This is a genomic window from Paracoccus methylovorus (assembly GCF_016919705.1).
Classification (GTDB): Bacteria; Pseudomonadota; Alphaproteobacteria; order Rhodobacterales; family Rhodobacteraceae; genus Paracoccus; species Paracoccus methylovorus.
The window spans coordinates 22,533-43,814 of record NZ_CP070369.1; the positions used below are offsets into that span (position 1 = coordinate 22,533).

Sequence of the window (21,282 nt, forward strand, 5' to 3'; positions counted from 1 at the left end):
AGCAATAGCGCCGCCCAAAGCCTGCGCCCGGAACTAGAAGCGATACGAGCTGATGATCGTGAAACGCTCGGGGTCTTCCTGCCCATCGTCCCTGCTTCCTTTGCCATATTCGAACCTGACGAGCGCCGAGGAATAGCTGGGGTCGCGGATCAGCCGCAGATCGACACCTATGCCGAAGGATGTGGCCTTGGTCCGCGCGGCCTCGTCGGCCGAAGGGTTTTCCAGATTGACCGCGCCAACGGCGGCAAAGACATAGGGGCTGACCACCACCGGATGGCCCAGCCCTTGCGTGGGGAAATGTCGCGCCACCTCGCCGCGCACGAACCAGCCGGAATCGCCCGACAGGCTGCCCAGGTCAAAGGCCGACAGCCCCTCGGTCGAGGCGATGCCGAATTGTTCGCTGGACAAAAGCGGATCGCCGAATGCGCTTTGCGCCTGCCCCGACAGCGCGAGGCTCCAGTCCCGATGAAAGTCGCGGTCATAGCGAAATGACAGTTCCAGCTTGTGGAAATCCGCATCCGCGCCATCGCGCGACAGGGGCATGGCGGGGGTGGCGTCGGCGGCGGTGCGTGCACCCAGGGCGTTCAGCCCGACGGACAGGACCGCCGCCATGCGCAGCGCGCTGTTGTCCGAAAGCTGCCAGTTCCCTTCGCCCGTCAGGCGCAGGACGCGGGTGCGATCCTTGTAAAGCCCGAAATCGCCGACGCTGGTTTCCAGATCCTGCCGATCGCGTTGCAGATCCAGCGCCCCGGTGACCGAGATATTGCGCTTGACCGATCGCACCACCGGATAGAACAGCCGCAAGGACAGCCGGTCGAAATCCGACGCCGTGGCCACCGCGCCGCTGTCGGGCCCGGTTTTGGAGTTGGCGGCCTCGACGCCAAAGGTCAACCCGTCATTCCCCAGCGGAAAGACCGCCCCCCCGGCAAGGGTGCGCAGTTGCGGCCGGTCGCTGAGATAGCCTTCGTCGCCCAGTTGCGGATGCCCCGAGGCCCGCAGATAGAACACCTCGCCCCGGCCGAGCTGGTTGTTCAGCTCGACCCCGGCGCTAAGGTTCCAGCGCCCCAGTTCGGACGAGAAGCTGTTGTCCAGCCCCACGAACCCGGTGACCGAGCGGAATTGCGGATTCAGGATGATGACCGTGCCGCCGGGCCGCGCGCCGGTGGAAAGCGCCGACCCCAGCGCGACGCCGAACATGTCGCCCGCCAGCAAAAGCCGCCGCTCGATATCGGGCAGCCGCAGCGTCGGGCGGTCGATCAGCGGCGCGGTCATGGCATCCAGACGGGCGCGCAGGGCAGGGGGTGCGGCGCTGGTGTCGATCTTTTCGACAAAGCCGCTGACGATGGTCAGGCGCAACGCGCCGCCGTCCTCCAGCGTCTGGGCCGGGATCACCACCCGCGACAACACATAACCGTTGCGCACATAGGCGGCCTCCAGATCCGAGGCGGCGGCGAAAATCTCGGACACGGCGATCCGCTTGCCGATCAGGCGCTGGCGCAGCGACGCGATCTCGGCTTCGTTGCCCGGCAGCGCGCCTTCGACCCGGACATCGGCAAGCTGGATCGACAGGCGGTCCGCGCCCTGCGGTGCCGCCAGTCCCGGCGAGCCGCTGAACACCACCGCGCCGGACAGCCGCTGCATCGGCGGCTGATAGCTGTCCTGGGTGATCTGGCTTGCGGTCTGGGTCCGCGCGGGTCCGGCAGGCAGAGCCAGCATGGCAAGGGCAGTAAACGCCATGACCGAGGCTGCCGGGCATGGCAGGCGAATGCCGCGTCTTGCAAGTGTCACTTGTCTTGCCTCCCCCGCGCAATGCGGCGACATGGATGTCGCCCTGTTTCGTCAGGTCGTCGGACGCATTTTGGTCATATGTATAAGTGGCGCCGTCTTGGGCGGCGCCTTGGTCTGTCAACTCAATGCCTGAAACTCGACCCGGCGGTTTTCGGCCGCCGCCGGATCGGCGGGATTGGCCAGGAAGCGTTTGCCCATGCCAAGCGCCTCCAGCCGGGTGGCGGCGATGCCGCAATCCTGGATCAGCCAGCGGCGCACCTCTTCGGCGCGCAGCTTGGAAAGGTTTTCGTTATAACTGTCGCTGCCCTTGGCGTCGGTATGGCCGACGATACGGAACAGATCGACGTCCGACTGCCGCATGGCTCCGCACATCTTTTCCAGCAGCGGGTGCTGGTCCGGCGTGATGGTAGCGGAATCGAAGGCGAAACGGACGGCGATATTGACCTGAAGCTCAGGCGCGAACTCGCCAAAGACCACAGTGCCTGCCGTCGTGTCGGAGGTGGGTTCGGTCGTGGACGGCTCGCCGCCCTGGGTGACGGTGACCATATCCAGCCCGCGCGTCTTCTGGCCCTGCACGGTGGCGCGATACATCTCGCGCTGCGCGTCGAAGCGTTGCAGGATCTGGTCTTCGGTCAGCTCTTGTCCCTGGGCGGAACCGACCAGAAGGCAAATGCCGGACAATATGGCTAGGCCAGTCCGCAGCATTGGAATCACCGTAAAAAACTGCATCCCTGTAAGATTGTTTTACGCTAAACTAGAGTTGTTTTCAATTCTTGCGCGAATATTCCTAGTGAGGCTCTCTTGCCTGCAAAGGATCACCCAGTGAGCGGACCGACGACCCGGCGCGGCCTTTCCGTCAGGGGGGCGGGGCTGACCCATCGCGGCGCCATCCGCGACCAGAACGAGGATGCGATACTGGTCGATCCCTCGGGACAGGTCTGGGCGGTGGCCGATGGAATGGGCGGGCACCTGCTGGGCGGCTATGCCGCGGATCGGGTGATCGATGCGCTGGAAACCCTCGCCGACAGCGAAGAACCCATGGCCGCCCTGACCGCGCGCTTTGCGGCGGCGGATGCGCTGATCGCGGCGCGGGGCCAAAGCGAGGGCGCGGTGATCGGCGCCACCGCCGTCGCGGCGGTCATCCGGCGCGGGCGGCTGACGCTGGCATGGGCGGGGGACGCGCGCGCCTATCTGCTGCGCGATGGCCGGCTGGCGGGGCTGACGCGCGATCATTCGCTGGTGCAGGAACTGGTGGACGCCGGTCGGCTGGCCCCCGAGGCGGCGCGCGATCACCCGCAGGCGAATATCGTCACCCGCGCCGTGGGGGCGGGGGCGGTGCCGGAATTCGCCGCGCTGGATCTGGCGGCCGGGGATCGCTTGCTGCTGTGTTCGGACGGGCTGACGCATGTGCTGACCGATCCCGCGCTGGCCGAGACGTTGCAGGCGACCCGGCCCGGCATGGCTCTGGCTGCGGCCGGCACCCCCGCCGATGCCGCCTGTGCCCGGCTTTTGCAACAGGCGCTGGCGGGCGGGGGGCCGGACAATGTCTCGGTCATCGTGGTCGATATCGGGCCGGGCTAGGATGGGCCGCCGTCCCATCCCGCCGACCGCCCCGCCCGCGCGCAGCCTTTCGCCCGGACGGGCGGGGCGTGCTCCGCAGCGGGCCGGCATGCTGGCCGCGCCGATCATCGTGGCGATCGGGGTGGTTATCGGCGCCATCGCCTTTGCGGTCACGACCTGGTTTCTGGACAGCGCCGATCAGGCGACCGAGCTGCGCCTGTCCCGGCAAGAGGCGGAACTGGCGGTGCTGCGCGAGGCGCTGGCCGAGGCGCTGGTGGAACGTCAGGGTCTGCGTGCCGATCTGGCGCAACTGCGCGACGATCTGAGTCTGATCGCAAATCGCGCCCCGGTTGCGCCCCCGCCCCAGTTTGCGCCGCCCTCCGATCTGGGCGGCGAGGATTTTGAGAGCCCGCCCGAAACCGAGGCCCTGACCGAGCAGATGCGGCTGGCGAAGTCGCGCTTTAACAAGGGCATCACCCAGCCGCGTAATGCGACCATGCTGGCGATCCTTGGCCCGCCGCGCGACAGCTACAACACCGATTGCCAGCCGGTGACGGACGCCCGGCTGAAGGCGCTGATCGAGACCCGCAAGGTCGGGCCGATCACCGTGACCATGCTCAGGCCCGCGCTGGACAGTCTGGCGCGGGTGCTGGAACGGCTGCGGGAAAGCGACCCCGACATTCACGCCAAGCTGGGTACGGCGGGGGGGCTTTGCGCGCGGCTGATCCGGGGCTCGACGCGGTCGATCTCGAACCACTCCTGGGGCACGGCCATCGACATCACGCTGGAAGGCCAGCTTGATCCCTTTGCCGATGGAGCGACGCAGTTCGGCCTGCTGATCCTGGCCGAATATTTCAACGAAGAGGGCTGGTTCTGGGGTGCCGCCTATAACAGCCGCGAGGATTCGATGCATTTCGAGGTCGGCGAGGAGACCCTGCGCAAATGGCAGGCCGAGGGGAAGCTCTGACCGGGACGACCGGGCGGCTGGCCCAGCCGGTGCTGGCCTATGCCGACCGCCTGCCCTGGGTGACCGAGGATATGGCGGCATTGGCCGGCCATGCCCGGGTGCTGCTGGAGCGTTTCGAGACCGAGGCGCTGCGCGCGGGCCTGCCGCCGCAGGCGGCGCAGGCGGCGCGGGCCGGGCTGGCACTGCTTTTGCAGGACGCCGGCGCGGCCAATCCGGCCCTGCCGGGCTGGCAAGGTGCCGCGCGGGGCTTTGGCGCCATGGATGGCGCCAGCCTTGCCGAGGCGCTGCGTCGCGGTGGGCCAGAGCTTGATCCGGTGCGCGAACTGGTGGCCGATTGCCTGTCCCGGACCGAGACGCGGCGGCAAAGGCTGGACCGCAGCCGGCCTGCCGGTTGGGGCGGCATGCTGGCTGTTCTGGCGGGGGCATGGCTTCTGGCCGCTATCGGATGGGCGCTTTGGGTCGAAACCGGGCAAGGCCGGGCACTCGACCGGCTGTTTCAGGATCAGGCAGTGGCGGCGGGGCTGGACCGCGATGCGGTGTTCGCCGATCTGGGCGTGCGGCTGGACCGGCTGCAACTGGCGCAGGCGCAGGTGGCGGCGGGCATGGCGCGGGTGCGGGTGCGGCCATTGGGCTGGCTGACCGGGCACGATGCCGCGAGCCGTGCAGAGGACGCGCTGGCCGCCGCCCGCGAGCGTCATTTACCCCCGGCGTTGGCGCGCGCAATCGACCGTGCGCTGGCCGGCGAAGGCGAGCCGGCGGCGGCTTATGACACGCTGCGCGCCTGGTCGATCCTGACGGGCGCGGCGGATTGGCAACCCGCCTGGCTGGCCGGCTGGGCCGAGGATCGCGCCGCTGCCGACCCCGGATTGGCCGGGTTTGGGCCGCATCTGCTGGCGATGCCGCGCCGTCCCCAGACCGCGATCACGCCGCCCGATGCCGAACTTCTGGCGCAGGCGCGCAGTCTGGCCGCCGAGGCATCCGAACCCGACCGCGCCTTTCTGGAACTGCGCCGCTCGGCCGAGGCGGCGGGGCTGGCCCCTTGGCGTCCGTTGCAGGCGCTGCCGGGTTTGGCGGATATCGCCGGGCGTCGCTCGGGTCTGCCGCTCGACCGGCCGATCCCGGGGCTTTACACCGCTGCCGGCTGGGAAATGGCGCGGGCACGCGGTGCGGGTCTGGCGGTCGAATCCGCAAGGCAGGCCGGTGCGGCGCTGTTTCCCCACGCGCCCGCCACGGAAAACGACAGCCCCGATCGGGTGATGGCGCTGTTGCAGATGGCGACATTGCAGATCTGGCAGGACTGGCTGGGCGATTTGCGGCTGCGATCCTTTGATGATCGGCGGCGGGCGGTGCTTGTCTCGGGGGCGTTGTCGCAGCCGGATTCGCCCTTGGCGGCGCTGATCGCCGAGGTCTGGCGACAGGTGGGCGGCACGGATCGCAGCCGCCCGCACGACCTGCAACTTGCCACGGCCGTGCGCTTCGGCCCCGAGATCCAATATGTCGAAAGCGGCCGGATCGCGCAGATCGCCGCGCTGTTTGCCGAGCTGAACGTGGCATTGGGCGCGATGGACGCGGATGCGGCGGATGCGCAGCGCCGGTTGCTGAGCGTGCAGGCCCGGGCGCGCTCGATCCGGGCCTTGCGCGATGCGCCGCCGCTGATCGGCAGGTTGGTCGAGGATACGCTGGCCGAAAGCGGCGCGGCTGAGGCCAGCGACCTGACCAACCCGCTGACCCGCGCATGGCAGACCGAGGTGCTGCCGCTTTGCGCCCCTGCGCTGGCCGGTCGCTTTCCCTTTGCCGAGGGGCCTGATGCCGATCCGGCCGCGATTGCCGCGCTGATCGGGCCGGGCGGGGCGGTGGACCGCTTTCTGGCGGCGCGGGCCGCCGATCTTCTGGACCGCGAAGCGGAGCCATGGCGCTGGAAACCCGAGGCGCGCTTTGCCGGGCTCAGCCCCGACAGCGCCGCGTTCTTGCAGCGCGCGCTGACGGCGGGGGCGGCTCTGGCGCCGGGGCTGCAGATCTCGGCCGCGGCGTTGGCCGAACGGGGCCGCGCCACGCTGCTTGTCGGCGGCCAGGGCGGGCCGGTTGGTGCGGCGGGCGATGCGGTGGTGCTGGATTGGCCGGGCGCCGATCCCGCTGCCGGGGTCGAGGTCAGCTTTGCCACGCCCGAGGGTGCGGCGCGGTTGCAGCAGCCCGGTCCCTGGGGGCTCATGCGTCTGCTGGGACCCCTGCGGCTGCGCGAGCGCGACGGAGGGCGGCGTTTCCTGATCGACCTGCGCACCCAGAACGCGCGGCTGTTTCTGGAGATGGGGTTCGAGCGGCCGTTGAATCCGCTGTCGGCCCGGCGCTTGCTGGCGGGCCTTGCCTGTCCGCAGGTGCTGTAATCATTCGCCAATCCGCCCGGCTTGCGGCATACTTGAACCGATATCCGGCGGCATCACCCCCCGCGCCCCGGAGGCAGGAGGTCAGCATGTCATCCGCCCGCGAGATCACCGTCACCATCCCCGCCATCGGCGAGCCCGTCACCTTCGAACGCATGGAGGGCGAGGAGGAAATCTCGACCCCCTTCGCCTTTGAGCTGCGCTGTTCGGCCAAGACGCTGGATCTGAAGGCCGCCGAGGTGCTGGGCACCCGCGCCACCATTCAGGTCAAAGGCCCCGAGGACAGCGAGCCGCGGCACTTCGACGGTCATGTTGCCGAATTCGGCCTGACCGAGATCCGCGACGACTTCGCCTTTTACCGGCTGCTCTTGCGCCCGGCGCTGTGGTTTGCCGGTCTGGCCACCGACAACCGAATCTTCCAGAACCAATCGGTGCCCGACATCATCGAAGAGGTGCTGCGCGCCTATCCCGACGTGGTGCTGGACAAGCGGCTGGAGGGCAGCTACCCGCCCCGCGACTACTGCGTCCAGTTCGAGGAAAGCGACCTCGCCTTTCTGCAGCGGCTGATGGAGGAAGAGGGGATATTCTATTTCTTCCGGCACGCGCAGGACGGTCATGTCACCGTGCTGGCCGATGCCAATGCGGCGATGAAACCCGCGCCCGGGGCTTCGGAGATCGCCTATGAACCCGACAGTCCCAATGCCCCGCGCGAAGGCGATTACCTGACCGGCTGGGTGCCGCGCGCCTCGGTGCGGATCGGGGCCTTTGCGCAGACCGATTACGATTTCCTGAAACCGTCGTCGGACCTGATGGCGACGGCCAGCCAGCCCGCAGGCCATGCCGGCGACCGGCGCGAAGCCTATCTTTACCCCGGCCGCCATGTCGATCTGGGGCGGGGCGAGCATCTGGCCGGCATCCGGCTGCAAGAGGCGCAGGCCGCCTTCGAGCGGGTCGTGGCCGAGGGCACCGCCCGGCCCCTGGTGCCGGGATGCACCTTTACCCTGACCGGTTTCCCACGCGAGGCTGAAAACGACCGCCATCTGGTGCTTGGCGCCAGCTATCGCATGTGGGACGATCAGGTCCGCGCCGGCCAGCGTGCGGGGCAAGAAGGGCGCGATCCCTTGGGCTATCATGTCCGGCTGGTCTGTGCACCCGCGCGCATCCCTTTTCGCCCCGAACGCCGCACGGCACGCCGACCGATGCGCGGGCCGCAGACCGCCGTGGTGGTCGGGCCGGCGGGGGCCGAGATCTATACCGACGAACACGCGCGGGTAAAGGTGCAGTTCTTCTGGGACCGCAAGGGCCGGCGCGATGCCCATTCCAGTTGCTTCGTGCGCGTCAGCCAGGCTTGGGCCGGGGCGGGCTGGGGCTTTATCCAGATCCCCCGTATCGGGCAGGAGGTCATCGTGGATTTCCTTGACGGCGATCCCGACCGGCCCATCGTCACAGGCCGGGTCTATAACGCCGAGCAGGTGCCGCCCTATGCCTTGCCCGGCAATGCCACCCAGTCGGGCTGGAAATCCAACAGCTCGCCCGGCGGGGGTGGCTGGAACGAGCTGCGATTTGAGGACAAGGCCGGCGCGGAAGAGGTCTGGTTTCAGGCGCAAAAGGATCACAACGAGCTTATCAAGAACGACGAAACCCGCCGCATCGGCCATGACTGGATCGAGGACGTGGCCAATGACGCCACCCAGTCCGTCGGCAACGACCGCCGTGAAAGCGTGGGAAACGACAAGTTCACCTCGGTCGTGGCGAACCGTCAGGTCAGCATCGGCGTGGACGATACCGAAAAGGTCGGCGGCCATCGCAGTCTGGATGTGGGCGCGACCGAAACGATCCATGTCGCCGCCAGTTCGTCAGAGGCCATCGACGGGGCGCACAGCCAGACCGTCGGCGGCGTTCAGACCATCACCGTCAAGGCGGCACGGGTGGACAGCGTGGCCGCGACCGAGACGCGCAATGTCGGCGCGGCGCAGACCAACACCATCGTTGGCGCGCGGGCCGTAACGGTGCAGGCCGGGCAAAACCACGCGATCGCCTCGGACGACGGCTGGACGGTGGGGGGCAACCGGACCACCTCTGTGACGGGGAACGAGACGGTGCAGGTCAACGGCAATCGCGACCATTCGGCCGGCGGCAACCGCACCGAGAAGATCGGCGGCGATTGCGCGCTGGACGTGACCGGCAAGCGCGCCACCACCGTCGGCGTGGACGAATTGCACAAGGTCGGCGGCAAGATGGCGCTGGATGTGGGCGCGGCGCTGGCCATCCTGGCGGCGGATTCGATCTCGCTCACCTGCGGATCGGCGGCCATCGTGCTGAAAAAAGACGGCACCATCACCATCGAGGGCAAGGACATCATGATCAAGGGCTCGGGCAAGATCGACGTGACGGCCTCGGGCGAAACCTCGGTCAAGGGCTCCAAGGTCAACCTGAACTGAAGATCGCAGCAAGCGCAGGCCCCGGCGCGCCGGCATCGGCCATCAGTGCCGGCTGGCCGCGCCGCCACAACAGCAACGGCGGTGCCTGCATCGCCCCGGCGGGGACGGGCAGGGCGGTCAGCGCCTGCCACAGCGCGTCGGGATCGGCTTCGGCGGCGGATTGCAGCGCGGTCTCGCACCACGGCTCCAGCGCGACCGGGTCGGGCAGGGTATCGGCAAGCAGGAACAGCGCCAGCGGAAAGTGCCGGCCCACGGCATCGCGGCCGGGCAGCACCAGCCCCACCGCCGCCCGCCCGCCCGAGGCGATGCGCAGGCGCAGCCCACCTTCGGGCCAACCCTCGCGCCCTGCCAGATGCGCGGCGGCCCAGCGATCCCAGCGGCTGCGAAAGGCGTCGGGCAGGCCGCGGCCGACGAAATCCCCGCGACCGGGCAGTTTTCCCCAAAAGCCTGCCTGCGGGCTCAAAAGGCCTCCGGGCATCGGAACGCGCCGAACATGCTGAGATCGAAGGGATTTTCGACCGAGGCCGCGCGCAGCTCGAAACTGGCGGCATAGGGGCCGATGGCCAGTCGCAGGCCGAACACCTCGGGCTGGGCCGAGCGGGACAGGCCAGCCTTGCGGATCATCCGCAGCCATGCCCATGCGCCGGTTTCGGTGCTGATCGCCTCGCCCGAGCCATCGACTGGCATGAAGCTGAGCGAGATCAGGTTGGTGCCATCCTTGCCGGGCCATGTCATCGGTATCGGCCGGGCGGCGGCGTTGAAATAGACCAGGTTTTGCCCGTCCACGTTCAGCGTTACCCGCGCGGCGTTGGGGGTCAGGTCCTTGGGCTCCAGCGTGAAGGCCATCACCGGACCGGCGCCGCCCGGAAACAGCGCGTCGCGGATCGACCGGGCCTGCTCGAACGGGGTCAGCGTGCGGGCGTCCAGACCCAGATCCGCCCGCCAGCGCCAAGGTCGCGCGCTGGTGTCCACATAGGGTGCCAGCGTTTCGTTGGTAAAGGTGTCGAAACGCCCGCCCGGTCCGAAAAGCTGCTGGAAATCGCTGACCGTCACGTCGATGGCCGAATCCGCGACAAAGGGATAGCGCCCGCCCGTCGCCGTGCGGCAGAAGGGCAGCACATCCGCCCGCCAGCGCGCGTTCAATTGCGCCAGAATCGCCTCGCGCGTGACGCTGATCGTGTCGCCGGCGATGGCGCCCAGCCATGCGTTCACCGGATCGGGCAGGGTCGCGGCGACATTGCGCAGGTCGCCGGTCAACTGCGGCAGCCCGCCCCGAGACAGCAGCGCCGCTTGCGGATCGGGGCTGGCCTGCACGGTCAAAAGCTCTTTCGACAGGGCGCCAAGCGCGGTCTCGGCGTCCAGTAGCAACGGTGGCTTGCCGTCAACCTCGGCCACGATGGCCTTGAGCGGCGCGAAATGCCGGGCGATTTCGGCCCCGGGGGCAGGCGGCTCGGCCTCGCCCGGCCTGCGCGCGACGGCGGCGACCTTGGTGCCGATCTTGGCGGCGGCGCCAAGGCCCAGCTTGCCGGCCACCTTCTTCAGCACGCCCGGATTGACCTCGGGGCTGTCGCCCTGTTCGGGTGCGCGGGTCAGGTCGGTTTCGGCAACCACGGCGTTCAGCAGCCGCTTGAGCGTGCTGTCGGGGCTGGCAAGGTCCTTGAGGTTCGCCGTGGCTGTGGCAAGGTCGGGGATCGGGGCCAGCCGCACATCGCGCAGAAACCCTTCCCACGCGGTGATGAAATCGTCCTGGTAAAGCTTCATCATGTCGGCTTGCAGCGAACCGGCCGAGGCATCGGCGCTTTCCGCGCAACCCCCGGCAAAGACCTTGCGGTCGTTCAACGCCGCCTCGGCCATGCCGGGCAGCAGCGGCAGGACCGTGGCGTGAAAGCCTTGCCATGTGAACGCACCCGGAATGCCCTGCCGCAACGTCTGACCCGACAGGCGGGTCAGCACCTGCCCGGCCAAGGGCCCGGCATGTTCCGCCGGGACCCAGTCGGGCAGGGCGGCGATTTCGGGTTCGGACATCAGCGCGCGATAGGTGCGCACGGACAATGGCACGGTGCAGATCGCCTGCAAGGCGGCCTCGACCAGTTGCGGGTCGGCGGTGATGCGGGTTTCGTCATGGCCCAGCCGTTCCAGCGCGGCCAGTTGCCAGACGCGGGCGGCCTCGGTCGGAAAGGGGGTTTCGGCGGCAAACCGGGGCAGCACCTCTTGCCACCATTCCGCCAGCCACGCCCGGTCATAGGGACCAAGCCCGGTCAGCATCTGATAGGCTTTCAGCGCGCCCAGCAGAAAATCCGGGTCGCGGATCTGCCGCCACATCGTCGCCTCAAGAAAGGCGACCATGCGCGGTTCCAAAAGGTTGCGCAGCCCGCGTTCCTGCGCAAGCCGGGCCGCGCCCTCGATCTCGGCCGCGGCCGAGGGGCCGATCAGTGCCAGCGCGCCGCCCGGCAGCGGTGTCTGCGCCGCCTCGATCTCGGTCATTGCGTCAAGGGCAACGGGCATGTCCAAGGGTTCGGTCGGGGCCTGACGCGAGGCGGCATTGGCCAATCGCCCCGACAGATCGGCCAGCAGCCTCTGCTGATCCGCGACCGCACCGGACTGGCGCATGGTGTTGAACAGAAAGCCCAGACCAGCCAACAGCACCAGCAGTGCCGCCACTGCGGCCGAACCACGCCACAGCCATGTCCGGCGTTCCTCGGCGCGCGGATCGAAAAGCGCCAGTCCCGCCTCGCCAAAGATCACTCGGGCCAGCAGGTCGTGCAGGAAAAACGACCGCCGCTCGCCCATGGCGCGATGCTGCATCGGCGCTGGCGCAAGGCCAAACCCCGCCGCCATTCCGCTTAGCATCCGGTCGAGGGGCGAGCCTTCTTGCGTGGCCGAGGTCAGGTAAAACCCGCGTAGCCATGGCGCCTGTTCATAGCGGCTTTCGCCGAAGGCCGTGTCGATCAGCAGCCGCAGGGGTGGCTCCAGCCGCTCGAACTCGGCTGGAAAACGAAAGATGGCGGCGCGTTGCGGCAGGTCGGCATCCTCGGCCAGCCGCCCCTCCAGCCGCCCCTCCAGCACCGCGGCGAGGCTGCGGAGTTCGCGGGTGATCGCCTCGGGCTCGGGCAGGGCGTCCACCGGCAGGGCGGCCCCCCAGACCTGCGCCCGCTCGCGCGAGGTCAGCGCGCCAAAGAATGCCTCAAAGCCCGGCAGCCGGTCGGCCTTGGTCAGCATAAGATAGACGGGCAACTGCATTTCCAGCCGCTCGGCGATCTCGGTCAGGCGCTTGCGGATTTCGCGGGCATGGCGACGCAGGGCGTCCTCGGGGCCCAAAAGCTCGTCCAGCGACAGCGTGACGATCACCCCGTTCAGCGCCCGCCGTCCACGATGCTTCTTGAGCAGGTCAAGGAACCCGGCCCATTCCGCCGCGTCGCGCTCCGGCTCGCTGGATTGGTCGGTATAGCGGCCGGCGGTATCAACCAGCACCGCGGTTTCGGTAAAGAACCAGTCGCAATTCCGGGTGCCGCCGACGCCCTTGAGGTCGTCGTTGAGCGCGATGGGAAAGTTCAGCCCCGATTGGCGCAGCGCCGTGGTTTTGCCGGTGCCGGGCGGGCCGATGATGACATACCAGGGCATCTCGCGCAGGAAGCGCCGCTTGCCAAGCCGCGAATGCCCCAGCGTGGCGAGGATTTCGTGAAACTTGCTGCCGATCTCGGCGGCGGCATCGGGGGTTTCGGGCGCGGGCTGCGGCGCGGCAAGTTCGGTGACGAACATGCGGTTGCGCCGCGCGGCGCGCATCTGCCCCAGCAGCAGGATCAGCAGCCACAGGACCAGAATGGCGCCCAGACAGATCGCGCGGACCTCGGGGCTTTCCAGCGGTGCCGCCTCGCCGACCGAGATCAGCGGACCATAGAACCAGATCGCCGCCGCCAGCAGCGCCAGCCCGACGAACGTCCAGAACCCGCGCGACAGGAAAAACCGGAATATGGTCTTGATCATACGCATCTATTGCCTCTTTTCGATGCGGATCTCGATCCGGCGGTTCTGGGCGCGGCCGTCGCGGGTGGCGTTGTCGGCCACCGGCTGGGTGTCGGCGCGGCCCTCGGCGCTGATAAGCTCGGCGGGGACGCCCGCGGCCGCGAGGGCCTTTGCCACGGTTTCGGCGCGCGCCTCGGACAGCCCCTGGTTCGAGGCAAAGGGATTGCGCGCCTGCACCGGCACGTTGTCGGTATGGCCGCTGACCGCGACCGCGCCGATGCGATGCGCGTTGGCGACGACGGTCTTGCCGATGGTGTCGACCAGCGGTTCGTAAACCGGGTTCAGGCTGGCCTTGGCCGAGCGGAACACCTCGGGATCGCTGGCCTGCACCACCAGCACGACCAGACCCGAGGTCTCGCGCCCCTTCATCGCCGGGCGCAGGGCGGCGGGCAGGGCGGTCTCAAAGGCCGGCAGCAAGGGGTCGATCACCGTGGCCGGCAGTTCGGGCGGCGCCTCGACGGATTGGCGCACGGGACGGAAGATCGCCGCGCGGTCAGGCGGCGGCAGACCGGCAGCCTGCGTGAACAGGCTTTCCGCCCTGCCCGACAGATGCACGGAAAGCCCGGTATGGATCGCAAGGATCAGGCCAAGTGCCCCCAGCCACAGCGTCCACAACGGCACCGCGAAACGGCGCGGCGTGTCGGGCGCGATCACCCCCGCGCCATGCGGGGAAAGCGGCGCGGCGTTGCGTTCCGGGTCGCGCAGCAGCCGGGCGATCTGGGCGCGCAGCGCCACCAGCGCGCCTTCCCCCGCGCCGCCCTGCACGCGGTATTTGCCGCGAAAGCCCAGACAAAGGCACAGCCAGGCCAGCTCCAGCAGGTCACGCTCGGCCATCGGGTTGCGCATCAGCGCATCCAGCCGGTCGAAAAAGCGGGTGCCGGCATCGACCTCTCCGGTCATCTGCGTCACCAGTGGCTGGCGCGGCCAGTCGCTTTGCCCGCCCCATGGGGTGTTCAGCGCAAGGTCGTCCAGCAGCGCCGCGACGAACCATGCGCCCTGATCGGCCCGGCTTAGCGGCACGCCCGCGGCGACCGAGGTGTCGCGCCCCTCGATCAGCACCGATTGCAGCCGTGCCCGCAGCGCCTCGGGGCGGGCGGGGGGATTGGCGCGCTCCAGTTCGGGGGCAAGCTCCAGCAGCGTGGCATGGGCCGCGACCAGCGGATTGGGATGCGCGCGCCCCCGTCGAGCATGCGGCGCGGGGTCGGAGAGCGCGGCCCCGGGGGGTGCTTGCCAGTCCGGGCGCACCACTTCGGGGGCGTGGTCGGGCGGGGGTTGCGACGGCTGCGGCCGACCCGCGCCCAGCGGGCGGATCCGGGTGCGTCCGGGGTCGCCTAGGCCGAAGGGATCGTTTGGATCGCCGCCCATCGCCCGCCCCTATCTGCTGACCGCGTAGCAGTCGATTTCGGGTTCCCGGTCCAACTTGCCGGACACCCCCAGCACAAACCCGGGCGAGGATTGCAGGCGGCCCCAGTGCTCTGACTTGCGGTCAAGCTCAAGGCACAGCCGGTCGCCGTCATAGGGGATCTCGCGCGGCTGCGAATGCAGCGGCCGCAGGGGGATGCCGGGCAGGCGCGAGGTCCAGAGCGTCTCGAACTCGTCCGCCGCGCCCACGGTGACCTGCCGGGTGAACAGTTGCATCAGCCCCTCGTCCGACATGTCCGAGCCGATACGCAACACGATGCGGCTGTTTTGCAGGATCTCGGGATTGTCGATCCGCACCTTCCAGACGTTCTGGGCGTGGCGGGCCACCGGCAGGGCGCGGGATTTCGGCTCGACATGGCGCAGGGACAGGATCAGCGAGCGCAGCACATCCGCCAGCGCGGCAAAGCCCGGCTGCGGGTCGGCATGGTCGTAATCGGGCATCGGCGACAGACGCCGGGTCGATGAGCCATAGGTGGCCATCTGCCCGGCCAGCCCGGCCAGTTCCGCGAAAAGCTGGGAGGGGTGGGCAAGGTCCTGCGCCAGCATATGTTGCAGCCTTGGCCGGGCAGCGTTGGCCAGTTCCAGGATCAGCAGGTTTTCGACCGAGCGGCCGGCGCCCCCCAGCACCATACTGCCCTGCGCCTCGATGATACGGTCAAGCCCGGTGACCAGTTCCTTCAGCAATCCGCCATACCATGGCGCGGCCCCCAGCGTCAGGGCCGGGGGCAGCCAGCCCTCGGTCAGCGCGACACGGCCGTCGGCGGCCAGCCCCTCGATCCCCGCAAGCGGCAGGGTAACTGCACCCTGCGTCGCCTCGCCCGGCAGGAACAGACGGATCGAAAGCCGCGCGATTTCGACTTCGGCCGGTTCGGCGCCCCCACGGATTTCGTCGTGCAGGCTGGTCCATTCGCCGCGCCAGCGTGCGCCGCCCGGCTCGGCATGGGCGGGGTCGATCGCCGCCGCGCCGGGTTGGCGGGGGGCCACGCCCAGCAAAACCGCGCCCGCGGGCGTGGCCCGGCTGACCGAAACCGGGGGTGGTGCCGCGGCATCGGCCGGGATGCGAAAGGCGGTGCCGTCCGGGAACAACCCCTCGGCCTCGGCAATGCCGATCTGGCCGGCCTCCAGCGCCGCAGGGTCCAGCCGCAGCGTGACAAAACCCCACGCCTGTTGCGGCCATGCGCGCAGCAAGGCGCGAAGCTGGGTGGCGACATGGCGGTCCTGCTGCTGGAAATGCTGCGGGCGCAGGAACAGGCCCTCGGACCAGACGACGCGGCTGCCTTCGGTCATGCGCTTTCCCTTCAGGCTGGTGCCAGAACGATGCCGCCCGGCCCTGCGGTAACGGTAAAGCTGGTCGTCGCAGTGGGCGACACGGCGGCCTTGGCGCGGGTGGTCTTGCCGGCGGGGCTGCGATAGCCCGCAACCACCGCCACGGCCGTCGTCGAGGGATCAAGCACCAGCGCCTTTTGCGCCGTGCCGCCGGGGGCCAGCGTGACCGTCTCGGCCTTGACCAGATCGGCCCCAAGCGCCGCCGCGGGGTCTTGCAGTGCCAGCGTATCGGCCGCGTCGAACCCTGCCGTGCCCCGCAATTGCAGGATTTGCAGGGTCAGCGGCCGGTCGCTGCCATCGGGGCCGGGATTGACCCCGGCCGAGGCCGACATGGCCAGATTGACCACCCCCGGCCCCTGCGGCCCCCCGCAGGCCGCCGTCAGTGCCAGCGTTCCAAGCCCGGCCAGCGTGGCCCGGCGTGTAATGTGGGGAAAGATGCTTGTCATGGCTCGCTCCTGTCAGAAGTTTCATAGGCATCGCGGAATTCGGCGCCGACCTCGCCCAGAAAGCGGTCCTCGGCGGCGCGGGCGATTTCGGCCCAGCGGGCGGCATAGGCATCCCACAGCAGCGCCGAGCGCCCGCCGGCCAGCAAGGCGCGCAACAGTCCGGCATCGGCCAGCTCCGCCTCGATTTCCTGGGGTGAGAAACGGTCGATCATGCGGCGCAGCGCGGCCTGCAACCCCTGCCAGCTCCGCATCCGGTGGTCGGCCAGATCGCGGAACGCCTCGGCGATGGCGTCGTCGGGGTCCAGATAGCCCGCCCCGCGCGCGGCGATCAGCGCCCCGACCTGCTCGTCGGGCATGGCCAGGAATTTCAGTGGGTTGACCTGTGCCGCGCCCAGGGTGGTGCGGGCGACGCGCAGCGATCCCTTTTCCTCGGCACGCGCGCGCAGCAATGCGACAAGCCCCAGCGCCAGCATCCGATAGCGCCGGCCTAGCGCCTCAAGGTCCGGTTCGTCACAGTCGGCCGGCTCCAGCCCGGCGCCGCGCAGAAAGGCGGCGGCAGCATCGGGCGACGACTGCGGGGGAGACGATCGCGGGACGGCCACCGACTGCGGGTCGGGCGTGGGCTGATCGGCAATCGGCGGGGCGAGGGGATTAGCTGGGGTGTTTTGCGGCAGGCGATCCGGCGCGGTCACGCCTGTCGGTCCCCAGTCCCAATCGTTGCCCTGCGGGACCGGACCGGGCGGCGCGGCAGACGGCGCGGCGGGCAGCGGGTCCAGCGTGAACGGGTCGTCGAAACCCGCAGGCGGCGCAGGCGGCTGCGGCGTGGCGAACCGACCGGTCGTCCGCTCAAAGGGTTCGGGCAGGTCGGACGGGCGTGGCGGAGGCGGCGCGGCAGGCTCGCCCGTGGCAAAAAACGCGTCCAGCCCGATGCCCTGATCGGCAGGCGGTGCCCCCATCTGCGCCCCTGACTGCGCCCCGGGCCCGAGCCCGACGCTCAGGACCACATCGCCAAGCCGCAACCGCATCCCGTCGCGCAGGGCGGTGCCGCGTCCCGATCCCAGCGGCTCGGCCGCGCCGTCGATGAACACGCCGCCCGAACTGGTGTCGGTCACGGTCCAGCCGTCGCTTGTCGCCTCGACAATGCAATGGCGGCGCGAGACGAACATCTCGGGGTCCTCGATCAGCCAGTCGCAACCCGGCTCGCGTCCCAGCACCGCCCGGCCCGCGTCCAGCCGCAATTCGGTCTGGGACTGCGGCACCGGGCTGGACAGGAGGGTGAGGCGCAGGGTCATCAGGCGGCCTGCCTTTCATCAAGCGGCAGAACCAGATCGTCGCGGTTGCGTGCGGTCCTGTCCGCAAGCCAGCCGGTCCGACCCAGCGCCACGCCCGATCCCAGCGTGGCTGCCGGAACCTCGGGCGCGGCCAGAACCAGCCGCAGGTCGAAGCCGATCTCTTCGCCCATGACAAAGCGCAGCAGGCGGCGCAGTGCTGCCCTTGCCGGGGCTTCGTGCCCGATCAGCGCGCGGTATTGCGAAAGGGTCAGCGGGCCGACGACGATCTCGGCCCGGGCCTGCGGCTGATAGACTCGCGGACCCGGCATCGCCCCGCGGCCCAGCCCCACATGGGCGCGGCCAAGACGGCTGGCCAGCGCCTTGGGGATGTCCTGCCAATGCGGCGCGAATTCGACCACCCGCACCGGCGCGGCCAAAAGGTCCGACAGCATCGCGGCCAGCCGTTCGGGGCCACGGATCTGGCTGGCAAGCCCGGTGGCATGGCGCAGGGCCAGCGCGGGATCGTCCATCGCCTCGGCGGTGCCGGGCAGGCCAAGCCCCGCCAGCGCGGCGACCATGCCGCTTAGCCGGCCTTCCCGGCCATGATCGGCGGCGACTGCGGGCTGCGCATCGGCAAAGGCGCGATAGTACAGCGCCATCATCCGGTGTTGCAGCAGGTTGCAGAACTCCAGAAAAGCGCGATCCGCGCCGGGTTCGGGCAAGCTGCCGCCGGCAAACCACCGTTCGGACATGCGCTCCATGATGCGGCGGCTGAGATGCAGCGGCATCGGGCCTTCGGGTCCGAACAGCCCGGTGATTTCCAACGCAATGTGGGCAGGCGTCCCGTTTTCGGCCGGGCTGAAGCGCGCCACCTCGCGCGCGGCGGGGCCCAGCCGGATCTCTTGCCCCAGCCGCGCGGGTTCCTGCCCGGCGCCGCCGGCATCACCAAAGCGGTGCGCGGGCGATTCCAGCCGTCGCATCAGCTCGAATGCCTCGATGCCGGGGGGGAGCGGCGGGTTATCGCTTGCCCCCCGCGTCAGATCCGGGCGCGCAGGCCGGGTCGCATCGGCCATGACATCTCCTCCTGTTTCTGGACAAGGCGGGTGCGGGTGCGCACGAAAGCGTTGATCGAGGCATGGCGGGCGAACAGCCGGTCAAGCAGCGCCGGCAAAAGCAGCCGGCTGGCCCCCGCAAGCGGGGCCTCGTCGATGTCCAGCGTGATCTCGGTGCCGCGCCCGAAGGCAAGGGGGCCGGGCAGGTCCAGCCGCTCGACCACCGGGCGGCTTGAGACGGCGGCGACGGCGCGGGCGTGGCGGGCCAGCCGCGGATCGCCGCGATCGGCGTAAAGTGCCAGCAGCGCGCAAAGCGGTGCCCCGTCGGTTCCCGCCTCGGCCAGCGACAGATAGCCCGAGGCAAGCTGCGCCACCAGCCGCCAGGTCAGATCGTCGCGTCCCGCCGCGCCGCTTTGTCCGGCCATTGGCGGCGCGCCGGCCAGCGCGGGCTGCGGCCGGCGCATCGGGCCGATCAGGTCGACGCGCATCACCGGCTCGCCGCCCTCGGGCGTCAGGCGGGGCGTATCGTCCAGGATCGGCAGGTCGCGATTGGTGCAAAGCGCGCGGATGTCCAGCCGATGCGGCATCCGGTCGCCCGCGCGCGAGACCGAGATCCACAGATCATGCCCCGCATAAGAGCTGCGCATCTGACCGCGCCGGATTTCGTCGGTGGCGGGACGGCGGGGGCGGCGCTCGGCCCACCAGACCGGACCGGCGTGGCGTGGCGCCTGAGGCGCGTGGACGGGGCAAAGCTGCCCATCCTCGCCCTCGCGGTCGGCATCGGCGACGCGGATCAGGCGATAGATTTCGAAGTCACGGGTGCGGGCGCGGTCGGGGTGAACCGGGTGCGCCGTGGCGCGTGCATCGAGTTCGACGAAATTGCATTCCTTTTCGAACAGGTTGACCAGCGGCGTGGCGAACAGCCGGAAATCGTCCCGTCCCAGTCCCTCCAGCAGCGGTTCGGGGCGCGGCAGGGGCACCGCAAGCTCCAGCGCCATGCCTTCGCCACATTCCCGGACGGCCAAGGCCAACCCGTTCAGCCGCAGATAGTGGAAACGCTCGGGCATGAGGAAATAGTCGCGCAGCAGTCGGAAACCTTCGAAACTGCGGCGCAGGCGCGGGGTCAGCCCCTCGTCGTCATCGGTGCCGACCATGGTGGGCGGGGCGATGGTGCGGGCGGTCGCGCCGGGCCGGGCGGGACGCGCCAATGCCCCAAGCCCACCGCCAAAGACCGCGTCGAACAGCGGCGCTGCGCGGGGGCTGCCGGCAAAGCACAGGTCCAGCCGGTCCAGTGCCAGCGCCGACAGCGCGGCCGGACCAGTGGCATGCAGGCTTATCCGTATCGCCGCCTCGGCCCGGGGCGCGGACAGGCCGGCTGCCGCCAATGCGCCGCGGCCGGGCAGATAATCCGCCGCCTGAAGCGCGATCGGCCACAGGGTCACCTCTTGCGCGGTGGTATAGGTGGCACGGGTCGAGAGCCCCTCGTGCACGGCGGCGGTAAAGCGGCTGCCGCGCGGCACGGCATGCCCGCCCGCCATGGCCTGCACCTGAGGACCGGGCAGCAGCACGCCGATGCCCATGGCCGGCCCCGGCGCGGCCAGATCGGGCCACAGCGCCTCCAGCACCCCGGCGGTGAAACGCTGGCCCTCGGCCTCGACCTTCATGCGGGTGCGGGCGGCCATGAAGGCCACGCCTTCCAGCAGCCGTTCGACATAGGGGTCGGGGCAGGGGACGGCATCCAGCGACAGGTTGCGGGCCACGTTCGGATGCAGCGCGGCGAATTCGCCGGCCAGCACCCGGATATGTTCCAGCTCGGCCTCATATGCGGCAAGGAAGGCGCGATCCATCAGCCCTCCTCCAGCACGGTTGCGGCGACGCCGGTATCAAGGTCGATGGTGGTCAGCAGCCGCAGCCGTTCGGGGGCCGGTGCCATGAGCAACAGCCCCTCGATGCGCACGCGCAAGCCCACGCGGGTGCCCGGCTCGACCGTGACGCGGATCGTGTCGCGGCGCAGGCGCGGTTCGAACACCGCCAGCACCTCGCGCAATTCGCGTGCCAGCGCCTCGTGATCGAAATCGCCGGCACGCCGCCCGGCAAAGGCGGGCACGCCGTAATTCAGCACCGAGGCCCGGACATTGGGAAAATCGGCGAGCATCTCGGCCGGGTCCTCGGCGCCGCCGGCGATACCGGGGGGTGCGGCGCGGCGCTCGGACGGGGTCAGAAGATAGCGCACCTCCAGCCGTTCGATGCCGAACAGATCCTCGATGTCGCGGCGGACCGCCTCGCGCAGGATATCGGGGGTGACCAGAATGCCGCGTTCGCGCAAGGTGGCGTGCCGGGCCTGCAATTGCGCCAGCGCCGCCAGGTCGCGCGCCTCGTCCGGGTCCAGCCCGTCGCGCCCCTCACCCGACAGCAGCGCCTGCAATCGCGCGGTGCCGTGCCGGGCGGTCAGCGTGGCTTCGCGCCGGGCGATCTCGGCCGAAAGCGCGGGCAGGTCGTCGACCAGCCGGTCCCACAGGCTGGGCTGCACGTCCTCGCGCCGGGCCTGAGAGGGCACCGAGGTCCGGGGGCGGTCGGGAGGGGGGCTGGCCATGACGATCCTGTGCGC

15 protein-coding genes are annotated in these 21,282 nt (G+C 69.7%); 4 read left to right on the forward strand and 11 right to left on the reverse strand.

All coding sequences use genetic code 11. The features are described from left to right. Positions 1-33: 33 nt before the first annotated feature. Together JWJ88_RS11055 and JWJ88_RS11060 are read right to left on the reverse strand one after the other, a co-directional pair. Complete coding sequence (locus JWJ88_RS11055) at positions 34-1,788, reverse strand: ShlB/FhaC/HecB family hemolysin secretion/activation protein (RefSeq protein ID WP_205295404.1); 1,755 nt, start codon at positions 1,786-1,788, stop codon at positions 34-36. 117 nt (positions 1,789-1,905) lie between these two features. After that, on the reverse strand, positions 1,906-2,493 hold the full coding sequence (locus JWJ88_RS11060) for an OmpA family protein (RefSeq protein WP_240200244.1): 588 nt from the start codon (positions 2,491-2,493) through the stop codon (positions 1,906-1,908). Between the two features lie 117 nt (positions 2,494-2,610). On the opposite strand from JWJ88_RS11060, the gene JWJ88_RS11065 reads away from it, so the two are divergent. From JWJ88_RS11065 to JWJ88_RS11080, 4 genes are all read left to right on the forward strand, one after another. Then, positions 2,611-3,369, forward strand: coding sequence for a PP2C family protein-serine/threonine phosphatase (locus JWJ88_RS11065; RefSeq protein WP_205295406.1), 759 nt, complete (start codon positions 2,611-2,613; stop codon positions 3,367-3,369). 88 nt (positions 3,370-3,457) lie between these two features. Beyond that, positions 3,458-4,315 carry a M15 family metallopeptidase gene (locus JWJ88_RS11070; protein ID WP_205295583.1) on the forward strand — a complete coding sequence of 286 codons (858 nt, stop codon included), beginning with the start codon at positions 3,458-3,460 and terminating at the stop codon, positions 4,313-4,315. After that, positions 4,291-6,696, forward strand: a complete 2,406-nt coding sequence (locus JWJ88_RS11075) for an ImcF-related family protein (protein WP_205295407.1) — start codon at positions 4,291-4,293, stop codon at positions 6,694-6,696. Before JWJ88_RS11070 ends, JWJ88_RS11075 begins: the two co-directional genes overlap by 25 nt. An 86-nt stretch (positions 6,697-6,782) precedes the next feature. Then, positions 6,783-9,134, forward strand: a complete 2,352-nt coding sequence (locus tag JWJ88_RS11080; RefSeq protein ID WP_205295408.1) for a type VI secretion system Vgr family protein — start codon at positions 6,783-6,785, stop codon at positions 9,132-9,134. On the opposite strand, the gene JWJ88_RS11085 is transcribed toward JWJ88_RS11080, so the two are convergent. From JWJ88_RS11085 to JWJ88_RS11125, 9 genes are read right to left on the reverse strand one after another with little or no spacing between them, the layout of a single operon-like run. After that, a complete protein-coding gene (locus tag JWJ88_RS11085) occupies positions 9,121-9,597 on the reverse strand; it encodes a TagF domain-containing protein (RefSeq protein WP_240200246.1) in 477 nt (158 codons plus the stop codon). The genes JWJ88_RS11080 and JWJ88_RS11085 overlap by 14 nt on opposite strands. After that, a complete protein-coding gene (tssM, locus tag JWJ88_RS11090) occupies positions 9,594-13,124 on the reverse strand; it encodes a type VI secretion system membrane subunit TssM (RefSeq protein ID WP_205295410.1) in 3,531 nt (1,176 codons plus the stop codon). Before tssM ends, JWJ88_RS11085 begins: the two co-directional genes overlap by 4 nt. Beyond that, a complete protein-coding gene (gene icmH / locus JWJ88_RS11095) occupies positions 13,125-14,522 on the reverse strand; it encodes a type IVB secretion system protein IcmH/DotU (RefSeq protein ID WP_205295411.1) in 1,398 nt (465 codons plus the stop codon). 9 nt (positions 14,523-14,531) lie between these two features. After that, positions 14,532-15,866, reverse strand: coding sequence for a type VI secretion system baseplate subunit TssK (gene tssK / locus JWJ88_RS11100; RefSeq protein WP_205295412.1), 1,335 nt, complete (start codon positions 15,864-15,866; stop codon positions 14,532-14,534). A gap of 11 nt (positions 15,867-15,877) precedes the next feature. Then, positions 15,878-16,351 carry a type VI secretion system lipoprotein TssJ gene (gene tssJ, locus JWJ88_RS11105; protein WP_205295413.1) on the reverse strand — a complete coding sequence of 158 codons (474 nt, stop codon included), beginning with the start codon at positions 16,349-16,351 and terminating at the stop codon, positions 15,878-15,880. Beyond that, entirely contained in the window at positions 16,348-17,643 is a 1,296-nt protein-coding gene (tagH, locus tag JWJ88_RS11110; protein ID WP_205295414.1) for a type VI secretion system-associated FHA domain protein TagH, read from the reverse strand. The genes tssJ and tagH overlap by 4 nt, the downstream gene beginning before the upstream one ends. Continuing rightward, positions 17,643-18,695, reverse strand: a complete 1,053-nt coding sequence (gene tssG, locus JWJ88_RS11115) for a type VI secretion system baseplate subunit TssG (RefSeq protein WP_205295415.1) — start codon at positions 18,693-18,695, stop codon at positions 17,643-17,645. Before tssG ends, tagH begins: the two co-directional genes overlap by 1 nt. Further along, positions 18,659-20,521: a type VI secretion system baseplate subunit TssF gene (gene tssF, locus JWJ88_RS11120; protein WP_205295416.1), complete on the reverse strand. Its 1,863-nt coding sequence runs from the start codon at positions 20,519-20,521 to the stop codon at positions 18,659-18,661. Before tssF ends, tssG begins: the two co-directional genes overlap by 37 nt. Next, positions 20,521-21,267: a type VI secretion system baseplate subunit TssE gene (locus JWJ88_RS11125; protein ID WP_205295417.1), complete on the reverse strand. Its 747-nt coding sequence runs from the start codon at positions 21,265-21,267 to the stop codon at positions 20,521-20,523. Before JWJ88_RS11125 ends, tssF begins: the two co-directional genes overlap by 1 nt. Positions 21,268-21,282: the final 15 nt, after the last annotated feature.